This is a genomic window from Psychroserpens sp. AS72 (assembly GCF_038900375.1).
In the GTDB taxonomy this organism is placed as follows: domain Bacteria; phylum Bacteroidota; class Bacteroidia; order Flavobacteriales; family Flavobacteriaceae; genus Psychroserpens.
The window spans coordinates 223,711-238,982 of record NZ_JBBMRC010000001.1 but is presented as its reverse complement, the minus strand read 5'-3'; the positions used below and the strand labels follow the sequence as shown (position 1 = coordinate 238,982).

At 32.0% G+C, this 15,272-nt stretch carries 14 protein-coding genes; 7 read left to right on the top strand and 7 right to left on the bottom strand.

Annotated elements, in window-relative coordinates; genetic code table 11:
- Positions 1-3: 3 nt before the first annotated feature.
- On the bottom strand, positions 4-729 hold the full coding sequence (locus WNY78_RS01000) for a geranylgeranylglyceryl/heptaprenylglyceryl phosphate synthase (protein ID WP_342871313.1): 726 nt from the start codon (positions 727-729) through the stop codon (positions 4-6).
- Complete coding sequence (locus WNY78_RS00995; protein WP_342871312.1) at positions 730-1,356, bottom strand: 4'-phosphopantetheinyl transferase superfamily protein; 627 nt, start codon at positions 1,354-1,356, stop codon at positions 730-732.
- A 136-nt stretch (positions 1,357-1,492) separates the two neighbouring features.
- Between WNY78_RS00995 and ahcY the strand changes: the two genes are divergently transcribed.
- Together ahcY and WNY78_RS00985 are read left to right on the top strand one after the other, a co-directional pair.
- A complete protein-coding gene (gene ahcY, locus WNY78_RS00990; protein WP_342871311.1) occupies positions 1,493-2,809 on the top strand; it encodes an adenosylhomocysteinase in 1,317 nt (438 codons plus the stop codon).
- A 145-nt stretch (positions 2,810-2,954) separates the two neighbouring features.
- Positions 2,955-3,419 (top strand): DUF1569 domain-containing protein, encoded by a 465-nt coding sequence (locus WNY78_RS00985; RefSeq protein ID WP_342871310.1) that lies wholly within the window; start codon positions 2,955-2,957, stop codon positions 3,417-3,419.
- Positions 3,420-3,481: 62 nt separating this feature from the next.
- Here WNY78_RS00985 and WNY78_RS00980 read toward each other — a convergent pair whose 3' ends face one another.
- Entirely contained in the window at positions 3,482-5,569 is a 2,088-nt protein-coding gene (locus WNY78_RS00980) for a S46 family peptidase (RefSeq protein WP_342871309.1), read from the bottom strand.
- A 49-nt stretch (positions 5,570-5,618) separates the two neighbouring features.
- Positions 5,619-6,401 (bottom strand): hypothetical protein, encoded by a 783-nt coding sequence (locus tag WNY78_RS00975; protein WP_342871308.1) that lies wholly within the window; start codon positions 6,399-6,401, stop codon positions 5,619-5,621.
- Between the two features lie 313 nt (positions 6,402-6,714).
- Between WNY78_RS00975 and WNY78_RS00970 the strand changes: the two genes are divergently transcribed.
- The 3 genes from WNY78_RS00970 (at position 6,715) to WNY78_RS00960 (ending at position 9,361) form a co-directional block, all read left to right on the top strand.
- Entirely contained in the window at positions 6,715-7,857 is a 1,143-nt protein-coding gene (locus WNY78_RS00970; RefSeq protein ID WP_342871307.1) for a methionine aminotransferase, read from the top strand.
- 111 nt (positions 7,858-7,968) lie between these two features.
- Positions 7,969-8,487 (top strand): hypothetical protein, encoded by a 519-nt coding sequence (locus tag WNY78_RS00965; protein ID WP_342871306.1) that lies wholly within the window; start codon positions 7,969-7,971, stop codon positions 8,485-8,487.
- 91 nt (positions 8,488-8,578) lie between these two features.
- Positions 8,579-9,361 carry an amidohydrolase gene (locus WNY78_RS00960; RefSeq protein ID WP_342871305.1) on the top strand — a complete coding sequence of 261 codons (783 nt, stop codon included), beginning with the start codon at positions 8,579-8,581 and terminating at the stop codon, positions 9,359-9,361.
- Here WNY78_RS00960 and WNY78_RS00955 read toward each other — a convergent pair.
- On the bottom strand, positions 9,345-10,952 hold the full coding sequence (locus tag WNY78_RS00955) for an Ig-like domain-containing protein (protein WP_342871304.1): 1,608 nt from the start codon (positions 10,950-10,952) through the stop codon (positions 9,345-9,347). The genes WNY78_RS00960 and WNY78_RS00955 overlap by 17 nt on opposite strands.
- Positions 10,953-11,065: 113 nt before the next feature.
- Complete coding sequence (locus WNY78_RS00950; protein WP_342871303.1) at positions 11,066-11,746, bottom strand: ComF family protein; 681 nt, start codon at positions 11,744-11,746, stop codon at positions 11,066-11,068.
- A 69-nt stretch (positions 11,747-11,815) separates the two neighbouring features.
- On the opposite strand from WNY78_RS00950, the gene WNY78_RS00945 reads away from it, so the two are divergent.
- Together WNY78_RS00945 and WNY78_RS00940 are read left to right on the top strand one after the other, a co-directional pair.
- Positions 11,816-12,700: a hypothetical protein gene (locus WNY78_RS00945; protein WP_342871302.1), complete on the top strand. Its 885-nt coding sequence runs from the start codon at positions 11,816-11,818 to the stop codon at positions 12,698-12,700.
- Positions 12,701-12,935: 235 nt separating this feature from the next.
- The gene (locus tag WNY78_RS00940; RefSeq protein ID WP_342871301.1) at positions 12,936-14,474 is read left to right on the top strand and encodes a glycine--tRNA ligase; all 1,539 of its coding nucleotides are present in this window, start codon (positions 12,936-12,938) and stop codon (positions 14,472-14,474) included.
- 63 nt (positions 14,475-14,537) lie between these two features.
- Here WNY78_RS00940 and WNY78_RS00935 read toward each other — a convergent pair whose 3' ends face one another.
- Complete coding sequence (locus WNY78_RS00935; RefSeq protein ID WP_342871300.1) at positions 14,538-15,212, bottom strand: hypothetical protein; 675 nt, start codon at positions 15,210-15,212, stop codon at positions 14,538-14,540.
- Positions 15,213-15,272: the final 60 nt, after the last annotated feature.

Sequence of the window (15,272 nt, the reverse complement as noted above, 5' to 3'; positions counted from 1 at the left end):
GAGCTACTTAAGTAGTTCTTCAAAAAACGCTTCATCATCCTCAAAAGCGGTTCCTATAACCACAAGGTCTGCTCCAGAATCATAAGCTGCATTTAATTGTTGTTTTGTTCTAATTCCGCCACCTACAATTAAAGGGACGCTTAATTCTTGCTTTACAAAACTAATGATTTCTGTTGGTACTGGTTGTAGTGCTCCACTTCCTGCCTCAAGATAAATGAGCTTCATACCTAACAATTCTCCAGCTTTTGCAGTATCAACTATGTATTGAACATTCTCTCTTGACAAAGGTTGTGTTTGTGTTACTTTTTCTACGGAAGTCTGCCTACCATTTTCAATCAACAAATATCCTGTTGGAATAACTTCTAAGTCCAAGTCTCTTAATTTTGAAACTGCTTTAATATGCTTTCCAATAAGATAATCTGGATTATCACCAGAAATTAATGACAAAAACAGCAACGCATCTGCATGATTTGTAATTTGAGAGACATCACCTGGAAATAATACGACAGGTAATTGGGTGTATTTTTTTAGTTCGGCAACTAATATTTCTGTCGCATTATTGGCAACAGTACTTCCTCCAACAAAAACATGTGTTGCAATAGATTGATTCAGTTTTTGCATAAAGCCAGATAAGACTTCAGGCTTCATTTTATCTGGATCAATTAAAACTGCTAGTAATTTTTTTTCTTCGGAAATGAAACGCAATATGTGATTGTAGGTCGATTTCATTTACGTAGTCACAAAAGCACAAGAGAATCCTTCAAATTCTAAGAAATGCGTGTTATATCTATATTTTTTGCTTTCGTAATCTATCCAAGCAACGGTTTCACCATCTTCTAGCATAAAAGGAATCACCAAAAAATGCTCTCTAAATAGCATGCCTGGAGTTGCAAACAACTTGTAAAGTGACTCTTTAATTCCCCAAATAACGGTTAGTTTTTTAATGTAGTTGTCATCAGTTTTAGAAAGATATTTAAACTCATAATCCACGAATTTTTTGGCGATGATTGCAATTTTATCTCTCTGTTTTTCTATGTCTATGCCAATTTCCGAAGAAGAAATTATAACACCAGAAAACGTAAACGAATGCGTAATTGAAATATGTTTCCCATCTTTTAAATGTGGTTTCCCATTATCATCATAAAACAAATCTTGATCTGTATACCCAAATTCTCTAAGTAGATGACGAACGCTTAAAAAGCCACGTTGATGCAATTCACTTTTCATCCCTAAAACACGATCTAAACTATTAGGTTTTAAATCTAAAGGTTGAAGTAAATCGTCATAAGACTCTGTAATCTTCCAGATTTTAACAGTAGTTTGTGAATTAGGCTCAATAGTTTTGTAAAGTGGCATTTAATTATCTGAAACTTAATGATTATCTTTGCATCGCCTAAGGCGTACTTGGTGTTTTTTACGATAGCGAATTTAGTTATTTTATACACCTAAGCCAAAGGCAAATCTTAAATTAATAAACAAAGTAAAAAGATAAATGAATACAAAAACAACAACTTACGTGCCTAACAAAGTAAAAGACATGTCTCTTGCTGCTTGGGGAAGAAAAGAAATTAATCTAGCTGAAGCAGAAATGCCAGGTTTAATGAGTTTACGTGAAGAGTATAAAAACGAGCAACCTTTAAAAGGAGCGCGTATTGCTGGATGTCTTCACATGACGATTCAAACTGCTGTTTTAATTGAAACATTACAAGCTTTAGGAGCAGAAGTTACTTGGAGTTCTTGTAACATTTTCTCTACACAAGATCAGGCTGCTGCTGCAATTGCAGATGCTGGAACTGCTGTGTATGCTTGGAAAGATATGACAGAAGAAGAATTTGATTGGTGTATCGAGCAGACTTTATTTTTTGGAGAAGATCGCAAACCATTAAACATGATTCTTGATGATGGTGGTGATTTAACAAATATGGTTTTGGATAAATATCCAGAACTATCTGCAGGAATTAAAGGACTATCTGAAGAAACAACCACTGGAGTTCACCGTTTATACGAGCGTGTTAAAAATGGTACATTAACAATGCCAGCAATCAACGTTAACGATTCTGTAACAAAGTCAAAATTTGATAACAAATACGGTTGTAAAGAATCTGCAGTAGATGCAATTCGTCGTGCTACAGATATTATGTTAGCAGGAAAACGTGTTACTGTTTGTGGTTATGGTGATGTTGGTAAAGGTACAGCTGCCTCTTTTAAAGGCGCAGGAAGTATTGTAACGGTTACAGAAATTGATCCAATTTGTGCATTACAAGCTGCAATGGACGGTTTTGAAGTAAAGAAATTAGAAACTGTTGTAGGAAATTCAGATATCATTATCACAACAACAGGAAACAAAGACATCGTTCGTGCTGAGCATTTTGAAGCAATGAAAGATAAAGTTATTGTGGCAAATATTGGTCACTTTGATAACGAAATTCAAGTTGGTTGGTTAAACGAAAAGCATGGTCATACTAAAGATACGATCAAGCCTCAAGTTGACAAATACAACATTAACGGAAAAGATATTATTCTATTAGCTGAAGGTCGTTTAGTAAACTTAGGTTGTGCAACTGGTCACCCAAGTTTCGTAATGAGTAATTCATTTACAAACCAAACCTTAGCACAAATCGAACTTTGGAAAAACAGTGCAGCCTACAAAAATGATGTCTACATGTTACCAAAGCATTTAGATGAAAAAGTAGCTAAATTACACTTAGAAAAAATTGGTGTTGAGCTTACAGAACTTGCTCCTTACCAAGCAGAATACATTGGTGTAACTGTAGAAGGTCCTTACAAACCTGAGCATTACAGATACTAATTGACATTCAGAGTGTCACACTGAGCGTAGTCGAAGTGCGTAAGCGAAGAATCTCAATAATAGAATTACAACCCCAAACTTTCAATAGAGAGTTTGGGGTTTCTTTTAGCAGATAAGTTATTAACTTCACACAAACAAAAATTAGATGAGTTCATATAAAATAAACAGTCTCCTTAACAACCTAGAAGCACATATAGAAAACCATACTGTTTCTAATCCGAAAATATCTAAAAGTGATGTTGCTTGGCATATAGACCATAGTCTTAAAGTGATTAATAGAGTATGCGAAACACTACAATCATCAGATCCTGAAACTTATAAAAACAATTTCAGCTTTTTAGGAAAAGTATTCTTCACGCTTGGTTTTTTTCCCAGAGGAAAAGCTAAAGCTCCAAAATATGTGATACCACCAGAAACCATTTCAAAAGAAGACCTCATATCGCAAATTCTATTGGCAAAGACCAATGTTAACAGTATAGCGAGTTTAGACAAAAATGCATATTTCAAACATCCTTTATTCGGAAATGTAAATTCATCAAGAATTTATAGATTTTTAGAACTTCATACCAATCATCATTTGAAGATTATTGGTGATATTGTTGGGAAATGAAACAGATTAATAAAAAGCCTCACTAATTTAGTGAGGCTTTTTTTTGACTAAATATCAAATCTTTATTTCTTAGGATGCACCAAGGTCATCTCGTCAATTAAATGTTTTGCTCCTGCATATTTATCGACAATAAAGAGTACATAACGAATGTCAACCATAATGTTTCGGCAAATTTCTGGATCGTAATTCATGTCGCTCATGGTACCTTCCCATACACGATCAAAATTTAAACCCGTTAAATTACCTTCAGCATCTATAGCTGGACTTCCCGAGTTTCCACCAGTAGTGTGGTTTGTTCCTAAAAAGCACACTGGCACTTTTCCGTTGGTATCAGCATATTGACCATAATCTTTAGCGTCATATAAATCAATAAGCTTTTGAGGTACATCAAATTCATAATCTCCTGGTACATACTTTTCGATAACTCCATCTAAATAACTTACTGGATTATAATACACAGCATCTCTAGGAGAATACCCACGAACTTGACCATAAGTGACACGAAGCGTACTATTAGCATCTGGAAAATAACGCTCTTCTGGCAATACCTTCATTAAAGCTGTCATGTAAGTGGTTTGTAACGCAGTGATTGGTTCATTTTTTTCTTGGTACTCTGAGTTAATCTCGTTGTAATACTCCTCAATCATAGGTTTTGCATATTTGTATGCAGCATCTTTATTTAGTTTTTTAATTACTTCACTTGGTTTTCCTTCAAGTAATTTTAATGCACTATCCAAATTTGTAAATGCAGACGTATTATAAATACTAGCATCAACATTTTTATTATAAAATGGCATAACAGCTTCAAAAACACCTTTATCTACTTCAACATCATAATTTTTATGAGTGCCTTTTAATCTGTTTTCTAAAACCTCTTTTGCTTTCTTAAAATCATCAGGATTTTTAGAGATTGCTAGTTCCATTTGATAGGCTCTTATGGTCATATTCATAAGTTCATTGGTCACAAAAAAGACTTCGATAAAGTTTCTTCGTTTAATGTTTATAGCCGAAAAGTCTTTATATAAGCGATCAAATTCTGGTAGAATATTTCCGTAGGTATCTTCCATACCTTTTTCTTTAAGTGCTTTGGTAAACGTAGCTTCAAATTCACGACGTTTTGCTACTGCGTTACTTTTCTTGATTCCTAAGTTTTCACCAATCCATTTTTTCCATGCATTTGCAATTCTGGCTTGTTTTGATGCATATTTAATACGAACATCATCACTCGTTTTCATTTTTGCGTCAATCACTTTTAAAGCCGCTTCACGAATAGCAATATTGGTAGGATTATATTCTTGTGTGATATGCTCAATTGCTACTGCTGGCAAATACTCATCTGTAGTTCCTGGAAATCCAAAAACCATTGTAAAATCACCTTCTTCAATTCCATCTAGAGATACTGGCAAAAAGTGTTTTGGCTTGTATGGCTTGTTATCTTTACTAAACTTTGCTGGACGATTATTAGCATCAGCATAAATCCTGAACAAAGAAAAATCACCTGTATGTCTTGGAAACACCCAGTTATCTGTATCACTTCCAAATTTACCAATACTTGTTGGAGGTGCTCCAACCAAACGAATATCTTCAAAACGCTCTGTTACAAATAGAAAATATTGATTGCCTTTAAAAAAGGATTTAACTTTAGCATCTTGCCAAGCTTCTCTTGTCCAATCTTTTAAAATACCATTACTGTTTCTTGAGATTTGCGATTGTTTACTTGTTTCAGTCATTGCATCATTAACGCCTTCTAAAACTTTACCAGTGATATCATGAATACTGACTATAAACTCTACATATAATCCTTCGTTAGGTAATTCTTCGTCTAAAGACATTGCCCAAAATCCGTCTTTTAAATAATCATTTTCTAAAGAGGAATGCGATTGGATTTGACCAAAACCACAGTGATGATTTGTTAATATTAATCCTTTTGGAGAAATCACTTCACTTGTACATCCACCATTAAAATGTCCGATGGCATCTTTTAAGCTAGAGTTATTGACATCATAAATATCTTTGGCAGTTAATTTACTACCAAGGCTTTGCATTTCGGTTTCGTTCATACCTTCTAAAAGTGACGGAATCCACATACCACCTTGTTGTGCAGAAAGTTGAAAAGCAATGAAAAAGAAAATAATTTTTAAGAATCTCATAGTGCGTATTTTTATGTACGTAAAGATAAAAAAATACTCACATATATCTTTAATTGGAAGGTACACTCAAACGTGTATTGAAGATCCAATTTTTGACTAAGTTCTTATTAGTTGATATTTCAGCAAAGACATAAATATTGGAAGAAAAGCAAGGCGATTTTTCTGCCAATTCAATCACCACTTTATCATCGCAATAACTTGAATGTAAAAAGTAGAGTTCTTTATCTTTTACTAAAACGTAACCAACGTGATTGTCTAAGCCTACGAAATAAATCCCATCGTTGTAAACGGAGTTCACTTTGGTTTGTAAATCTTCAAAAGACACATTTCTAAATGTTTTGAGTTCAGAATTGGGCTGCAGCATTCTAGCTTCAATTAATCCAGCTTGCTGTGCCATTTTATAGCGATTGAGATTAAATCCGAAATGTTTTAAAGTTGTAGACACAAAATAACCGCAAGCAATTTCGCCATCATTTGGTGTGTTGGTGTGACCGTTAAAATCCCATTCTGTTCCGTACCAATGTGGCACAATGTCTTTCAGTAATTTAGAATATAAATATTGTGATGCACTATCTATCGCTTTTGTTGGATTGGTTTGGTGTAAGGTTTTAAAATAAGATCTATCTGTTGCAATGGTATTTAAAATAGAACTGTAACTTCCTTTAGGCTTGAAGTTGAGATTAAGTTTTAAAGAATCTAGAGATAACTCTACAGGTATGTTTTTAATAATAGTTTGGCCATTATCAATAGTAGTTACAACCATTTTTTTTTCTTGCTTAGAGATACATCCAAACACTAAAACACTAAATAAAAGAAGACTAATCTTTGACATAATTGTTTAACGATACGTTCATAGATTTAGTATCTTAAAATATGGAATACGAATATAAACGACCAAACCTAGATTCTATAATATATAACATAACATGCCTTATTACAAAATATTCTTCGTAACTTAAAAATTCACTTAGTTCAGTTCTAAAGTCAGACAATAATTTATTTTATATCATAGCATAAGCCTGCAATTGGATGGTTAATGCTTATCTCTCAATGTTCGAAAACCGAATAAAAATAAACCAAAACAGAAGTATCGTTTTTTCAAATTATCCAAACGGAAATTTAATAAGTTCAGTATTATATAAACTATGAAACACAAATCAAAATTGCCAATTGTTGGTACTAATATCTTTACAGAAATGAGTGCTTTGGCAAAAAAACATAATGCAATCAATTTATCACAAGGGTTTCCTAATTATCCAAGCCCACAAAAATTAAATGATTTAGTCAATCATGCTATGAACAATGGCTACAACCAATATGCACCTATGGCAGGAAATTTAGACTTACGACTTGCCATTGCAAATAAATATAAGTTACTATATAATAAGGCTTATGATCCTGAAAAAGAAATTACAGTATCAGCTGGAGCCACACAAGCCATTTATACAATTATATCTACATTTATAAGAACTAATGATGAAGTCATAATTTTTATGCCAGCTTATGATTGTTACGAACCAGCAGTTAAAGTGAATGGAGGTAAAACAATTCCTATTCAATTATCAGCACCAGATTACAAAGTCAATTGGGAAGAAGTCGCTTCAAAAATATCTTCTAAAACCAAGATGATTATCATTAATTCACCTCATAATCCAAGCGGAACAATCTGGCAAAAGGATGATATGTTAGAACTTCAAAAAATAACCAAAGACACAGATATTATTGTATTGAGTGATGAAGTCTATGAACATATCATATTTGATGGTGAGCAACACCAAAGTGCTTGTCTCTTTGAAGATTTAAAAAAACGAAGTTTTATTACCGCTTCTTTTGGAAAAACATTTCATAATACAGGTTGGAAAATTGGCTATTGTTGTGCTCCAGACTATTTAATGGATGAATTTAGAAAAGTGCATCAATTTAATGTGTTTTCAGTACATCATCCATCACAAAAAGGGATTGCAGATTATATGCTAGATCCCGAAACCTATTTAGGATTAAATTCCTTTTTTCAGCAAAAACGAGATTTGTTTTTGAATCTAATTTCAGAATCTAGATTTAAGTTTAAACCATCAAAAGGTGCCTATTTTCAAGTATTAGATTATTCTGATATTACAGATGAAAATGATGTAGATTTTGCCAAACGATTAATCAAAACTTTTGGTATTGCCTCTATTCCGTTATCTGTTTTAAGCCATAAAGATAAAGACGATCAAGTATTACGTTTTTGTTTTGCTAAAACTGAGGACACATTAAAAGCCGCAGCAGATATTTTGAATAAAATTTAACGTATTTTCAAGTGACTTTTCAACTACATTTGTGTCTTATAAATAGAACAATTAAAAACAAAAAACATGAAATATATTATCACGCTTTTAGTGTTGCTATTTAGCATCACAATGAATGCTCAAGAAGTACAAAAAGACGGAAAAACCTACGAAGTTAAAAAAGACAAAATTTTCTTAGATGGTAAGGATATTACTGAAACCTTAAGTATTGAAGAAACAGCTTCTATTTTAGAATCTGCTCGTTTAATAAATGAGAAATTAGCATTAAAAGAAATTGCAGATAAGGCAAAAGAAAAAGCAGAGAAAGATGCAAAAAAGCTTGAAAAAGACAAGCAAAAAGGAATAGACAAAACTGAAAAAGAAGTCAAAAAACTAGAAAAAGAGAAGAAAAAAGCTGAAAAAGCACAAAAAAAGGCCGAAAAAGAGCGAAAAAAAGCAGAAAAGGAATTGAAGAAACAGCAAAAAGCTCAAGATAATTTAGAAAAAGCAGGTAAGAAACTTGAGGATGCTCAGAAAAAATACGAAAAGCTTAAAAACAAAGGAAAATTATCGCCTAATGATGAAACAAAATGGCTTGAGAAATTAGAAAAATTACAAAAGTCTCTTGATAAAGCTAAGAGCAAAATTTAATACTTAAGTATCTTAAAATATGAATCCATTTTAGTTGGTTAATAACTACTAGAATGGATTTTTTTTGTTTAAAAATTTGTAAATTTAAAACATGCAAAAGGAATTAAAAATCGCGCTCATACAATCTAATCTTGTTTGGGAAAATCCAGAACAAAACAGAATACATTTTACTAATAAAATTAGTGCAATTCTAGAGTCTGTTGATCTCATTATACTTCCTGAAATGTTTACCTCTGGATTTACAATGCATCCAAATCTAGTTGCCGAAACTATGACAGGTGATACCGTTTCATGGATGCAAAAACTGGCAAACCTAAAAAAAACCGCAATCACAGGTAGTGTTGTCATAAAAGAAAATAATCATTATTACAACCGACTTCTATTCGTTTTTCCTGAAGGCAACATTGAGTATTACGACAAAAAGCACACCTTCACTTTAGCAGGTGAACACAAAGTTTATAAAGCTGGCTCAAAACAATTAATGGTTCATTATTTGGGATGGAAAATTTGTCCTTTGGTGTGTTATGACTTACGATTTCCGGTTTGGGCGAGAAACACAAACGATTATGATGTAGTACTGTATGTTGCAAATTGGCCTAAAATTCGTGTTAACGCTTGGGATGCTTTGCTAAAAGCTCGTGCTATAGAAAACATGAGTTATTGCATTGGTGTTAATCGTGTTGGACTTGATGCAAATGGTTTTGAATATTCTGGAAACTCAGGAGCTTATGATGTTCTCGGCAAACGTATGGATTCTATTCCTACAGATAAAGAAGCGACAGAAATAGTGACCCTAAAAAAAGATCACATTAATAAGTATAGAGATAAGTTAGGTTTTTTAAATGACAGAGATTCGTTTAGTCTAAAAGGGTAAACGTCTCCACAGGATCCCAATTGGCTCTCGCTTCAATAATTTCTTTTTTATAGCTTATACGCTCTGGTTGTAATTGTTTGAGGTAATTTCCAGAATCCCATTTCTGATTTCCGTTAGCATCAAAAACCACTCTTAAATAATAATTTCCAGGTGTGAGATTTCTAAAATCAAATAAACGGTCTTCAGTAGCAAACTGCTCATATTTAACTTCTCCTTTGTCTGTCATAAGTTGAACAATTGCTGGATACGTCATGTTTCTAAGCGTAATTCTGATATTAGAATAGTCAGAATATAATTTTGTTTTAGCAGCAAACTTAAGCGTGTCATTTACATTTCCGAAGAAATCCTCAAAAGTTCCTGGCAATAGTGTCATATTATATTGCTGTTTCTCTTGCTTTTCAAACTGTAAACTATACACATTATCAAATGTGTTAAACGTTGTTTTAAATGGCACATCAATGGAATCTTTGTCTAAAATTTGAATCTGTTTTTCATCAAATTTCACAAAAGGAATCGTTCCAGATATTTGTACATCATCACTAAAACCTAATGTCCCAGGAGATAACATTTTAATGGTCAAAGAATCTTTATCAATAGATCTAAATCTGTGTTTTAACGTATCTACAAAAGTCTTATTTCTTACAATAAATTGAGTAGAATCTAACTCTAGCTTAGGCTTATACCAATAATATAATGTATCTGCATTAGGATCTTTTGTAACCCTTGTAGTAAACCCTTCTGGCTTGTTATCTAACAACTCAATTTCCATTGTTTTATAATCACCTTTATAGCCAAATGCGATTTTTTGGCCTGCAGCTTGACGTGGTTTTTTAGCCTCAAAATTTACAGCTTCTTTAAATAATTTTATAGTAAAAACAGAATCTGTTGGAGCCGTTATAAAACCTTCATAAAACCCTATTTTATCTTTTTCTTGCTGAAATGTGAAGTTCCCATTATCGTCTTTTAAAGCTACCAATTTATAGGTTCCAGGTTTAATATTATCAATACTGAAAGTAGTGATACTATCTAAAGTGTTTGTAATATATTTAGGCTTTTTATTATACACAATAGAGTCTGTATAAGTAGAATCTTTCTCATATAACATGACTGATACAAAATCTTCTGGACTCCTATTTTCGGCATCTAAAATTTGACCTTTCACAGATAATGAATCGATATAATCTCCTGTAGAAAATACATATCTGTAATAGTCATATGGGTTTTCTTCATTATTATCTACAATACTTTGTCCAAAATTAAAAGCATAAGTTGTATTATCGTCTAAGGTATCATTTATGGTGATTGTAATATATTTACTCGCTGTTCCTAAAGGTGTCACTGTTGGTTCAGGATCCATTGGTGGCGAAATAATGAGCTGCTTTTGAAGATTTTTGATTTTAACGTATTCGTCAAAGTAGATTTTAATTTCCTTGCCCTTAAAATTAGTCGACATATTTTCAGGTAAAGATTTTATAATCAAAGGTGCATCTTTATCTTTTTCTCCACCAGAAGGTGTACCTCTATTGGCACAACTTATCACTAGCGAAATTATAATGAGTAGGACTAAACTTTGTAAAACGTTTTTACGCATGCGAGCTTCTAATTTCAACAAATTAACAATAAACCTAGGTATCTTCAAAACAATTTAATATCAGTTTAACCTTAATACTTGAGTTCTACCTAAGATTTAAACTCGTTTATTGTTTAATCTGTGATTGACATCGTAGCCAAACTTAATTTAATCCCTTTAATTTCTAATAATGTATTAGCACAATCTTCAATAGTAGCTCCCGTAGTAATAATATCATCTACAATAAGAATATGTTTGTTTTCTAAACAAGCTCCATTTTCAATTTTAAAATTGGTGTGATCATTCGAATTTCGTTTCAATCTATCTTTAAAAACTTGAGTCTTAGTATGAGTTTTTTTTATTAAAACAGACGTATTATATTCTGCATTTAAAGCGTTAGCTATGGCAATACCAAATTTATCAACTTGATTAAAACCTCTAGATTTAAGTTTCTTTTTATGTAATGGCACAGGAATAACCACATCTATATTTGAATACCCATCAATTCGCTTCAATTCTTCTCCTAGCCATTCGCCTAAAAGTTGTCCAATTTCTTCATGTCCTCTATATTTTAGATTGTGCATGAGTTGTTGTACAATACCTTTTTTAGAAAAATGTAGCAAAGCAGTAGCTTGCTCTAATTTCACCCTTCCGTAGAGTATTTTATGAACTGCATTTTCATGATCTTCATGAAAATTTGTGAGTGGTAAATCATGTCTGCAATTTGTACAAATTTGTAGTTCATTATCAGACAAATGGTTACTACAAGCTTTACAAACTTCAGGAAAAAACAAGTTTAACAAGTTTTTTATCATTTCAACGATTAAAATTATTTATTGATAACATATTCTTTAGTTTCGCTTGATTAAATAACAAAATTAATAATGATAGTTAACCCTCAATTATTTAACTACAGATTAATTATTGGTTCTTTAATTATTGCAGTCGCAGTTCTAACTGTTTACAGTTTTACAAGTTACAAATCCATTACAGCGCACCAGCAATTTTTAGAACAAGAAAAGAAGCTAGTTGAAAGTGAATTATCCCAAATGATCGCACGCTATGATGACGTTTCAATTTCCAATGATCTGATAACTTCCAAATTGGAAGACGCTAAACAAGCAACCAAATTAACTTTGGATTCTCTTAGAATGGTACGTAGTGACCTCTCTATACTTGCAAAATTCAAACAACAACTCTTTAATATAAAACTTAAAAATAAGGTTTTATTCAACACTGTAGACTCTTTAGACCAAGTTAATAAAGGTTTAGAAAAAGAAAAGTTACTCGCTTACAGCGCGTTGCGACAACAACAATATGAAAATTCTACTTTAGTTCAACAAAATAAAAACTTAAACGAGAGTATAGAAAAAGGGGCTTTATTAACCGCTAATTCATTTAAAGCTGAAGGTTTTGAAAAACTTTTTGGATCTAAAAGACCAACCAATAAAGCTAAACGTGTACAAAGCATAGAAGTGTGTTTTATACTTGCTGAAAATTCTTTAACAGAAGCTGGAGAAAAAGAACTCTACATACAAATTGTAAATCCAAAAAACAATGTTGTTGCAGATAAAGGATCTGTAGATTTTGGTAGTTCTTCTTTGATTTACAGCGCTAAAGAAATCATTAACTACGATAATGAAGTTGTAGAAGTATGTATTGACGTAGACAGTGATATAGACGATCAACCTTTTGAAAAAGGAACGTATTATATCTCTATTTTTCATGAAGACAGAAGACTAGGAAGTACACAAGTAAAATTGAATTAAGAAATAGTTTAAACTCAAACTTATTTAAATTCCTTTACACTTTTTTAATTGGCTAAAAAATTGTCCTTATCAGTCCATTTTTCATCATTTTTCCTTTCCATAGAACTACTATGAAACTTAAAAACGATTTCAAATGGTCAGAAAATTGCTAATTTTCACATCAGTCCAATAATTTTAAATAAATTCTTTATTAAAAACCGCACAATTTATTGAAGCGGTTTTTTATTTTTGCACTATGGCAAACGATGATCAATTTAAAAAAGTAATCTCTCACGCAAAGGAGTATGGTTACGTATTTCAAAGTAGTGAAATCTACGATGGATTAAGTGCAGTATATGATTATGCTCAAAATGGAGCAGAACTCAAGAAAAACATTCGTGACTACTGGTGGAAAGCCATGGTACAAATGAATGAAAACATTGTAGGTATTGATGCTGCAATTTTGATGCATCCAACAACTTGGAAAGCGTCTGGACACGTAGATGCCTTTAATGATCCTTTGATTGATAATAAGGACTCTAAAAAACGCTATCGTGCTGATGTTTTAGTTGAAGATTACTGTCTTAAAATTGAAAACAAAATTGATAAAGAAGTTAAAAAAGCTGAGAAACGCTTTGGAGACGCTTTTAATAAAGAAGAATTTGTATCAACTAATGGAAGAGTTCTAGGATACCAAGAAAAAATAGATGCAATTTTAAAACGCTTAGGTCAATCTTTAGAAAAAGAAGACTTGGCAGATGTGAAAGCATTAATTGAAGAGTTAGAAATTGCAGATCCTTTGACTGGCTCTAAAAACTGGACAGATGTTAAGCAATTTAATTTAATGTTTGGAACCAAGTTAGGAGCCGATGCAGAAAACGCAATGGATTTATACTTACGTCCAGAAACAGCTCAAGGAATTTTTGTTAATTTCTTAAACGTTCAAAAAACTGGACGTATGAAAATTCCTTTTGGAATTGCTCAAACAGGAAAAGCGTTTAGAAACGAAATTGTTGCAAGACAATTTATCTTTAGAATGCGTGAATTTGAACAAATGGAAATGCAATTTTTCATCAAACCAGGTACACAAAAAGAATGGTTTGAGTATTGGAAAGAAACACGAATGAAATGGCATTTATCTCTCGGAATGGGAGAAGACAATTACCGTTTTCATGACCATGAAAAATTAGCACATTATGCAGATGCTGCAACAGATATAGAATTTAAATTCCCATTTGGGTTTAAAGAATTAGAAGGGATTCACTCACGTACAGATTTTGATCTAAAACAACACGAAGAGTTCTCTGGTAAAAAATTACAGTATTTTGATCATGAAGACAATGCAAATTACACACCTTACGTTCTAGAAACGTCTATTGGTTTAGATCGTATGTTCTTGGCTGTTTTCTCTAACGCTTTAGTTGAAGAAGAATTAGAAAATAATACAACCAGAACTGTTTTAAAATTACCAGCAGTTTTAGCACCAACAAAAGCAGCAATTTTACCTTTGGTTAAAAAAGATGGCTTACCAGAAGTAGCAAGACAGATTGTTGAAGACTTGAAATGGGATTTCAATGTCACTTACGATGAAAAGGATGCAGTAGGAAGACGTTATAGAAGACAAGATGCTAACGGAACACCTTTTTGTATTACTGTAGATCACGATACTTTAGAGGATAATACAGTAACGATTCGTCATCGTGATACGATGGAGCAACAACGTGTTAAGATTGAAGATTTAAAAGATATTATTAAAAAGGACGTAGATGTGAAGCATTGGCTTCAAAAAATGTAATTCTAATAAAAAATTATATTAAAAATGCCAATAGTAAAACATCTACTATTGGCATTTTATATTTCAAATAGTGTATAAAATGAAATTACCTCCTAAATCCTGTACAAATTCGGTTGATTTAATTTGAAAATTATTTTCAATAAGAGGTCGCTTTGAATTAGCATTTTTATAAATAATTAAAATATTTCTAGGATTTCTATGAAGTGATGATTTAATGTTTTCAATAACTTTAGATAGAATCACTTCATGAAACGGGTTATAGAGATAGAAAATATCTTCATCATCATTAAACTCATACTTCCCAGCATCTTCATTAATAATTTCAAATACAGTATTTGTTTTAATATGCTCGTTATACATCTTAATATTTCGATTGGATATATCACATAAATTGGACGAAAACTCCACTCCTTTTGCTTTTTTAAAACCAAATTCGGATGCTACTAATAATACTCTTGCTTTACCAGAACCCATATCAATAATGGTTTTCCCCGTTAAAGGTTTCAATTTTGTAAAGAGTTTTCTTAGATGTAAAACCTTAGTAGCCTGATACATAGAAGCATGTTCTTTTGCAGAAGCATCAACATCTAAATCTTCTTTACAAACCCAAGTACAGGTATCAATAGTATACTTTTTATCGTAAAATTTATCATAAATTAAAGTGTAAAAATCTACAGTAGAAGAGAACAACCCTTCAGATTTTATTTTTTTAAAAACTCTTTTTAGTGAATTTATCATAAACGATTTTAAAGCTATGATTGATTTTTATAACTCCAATATACAATAATAATAAAGAGA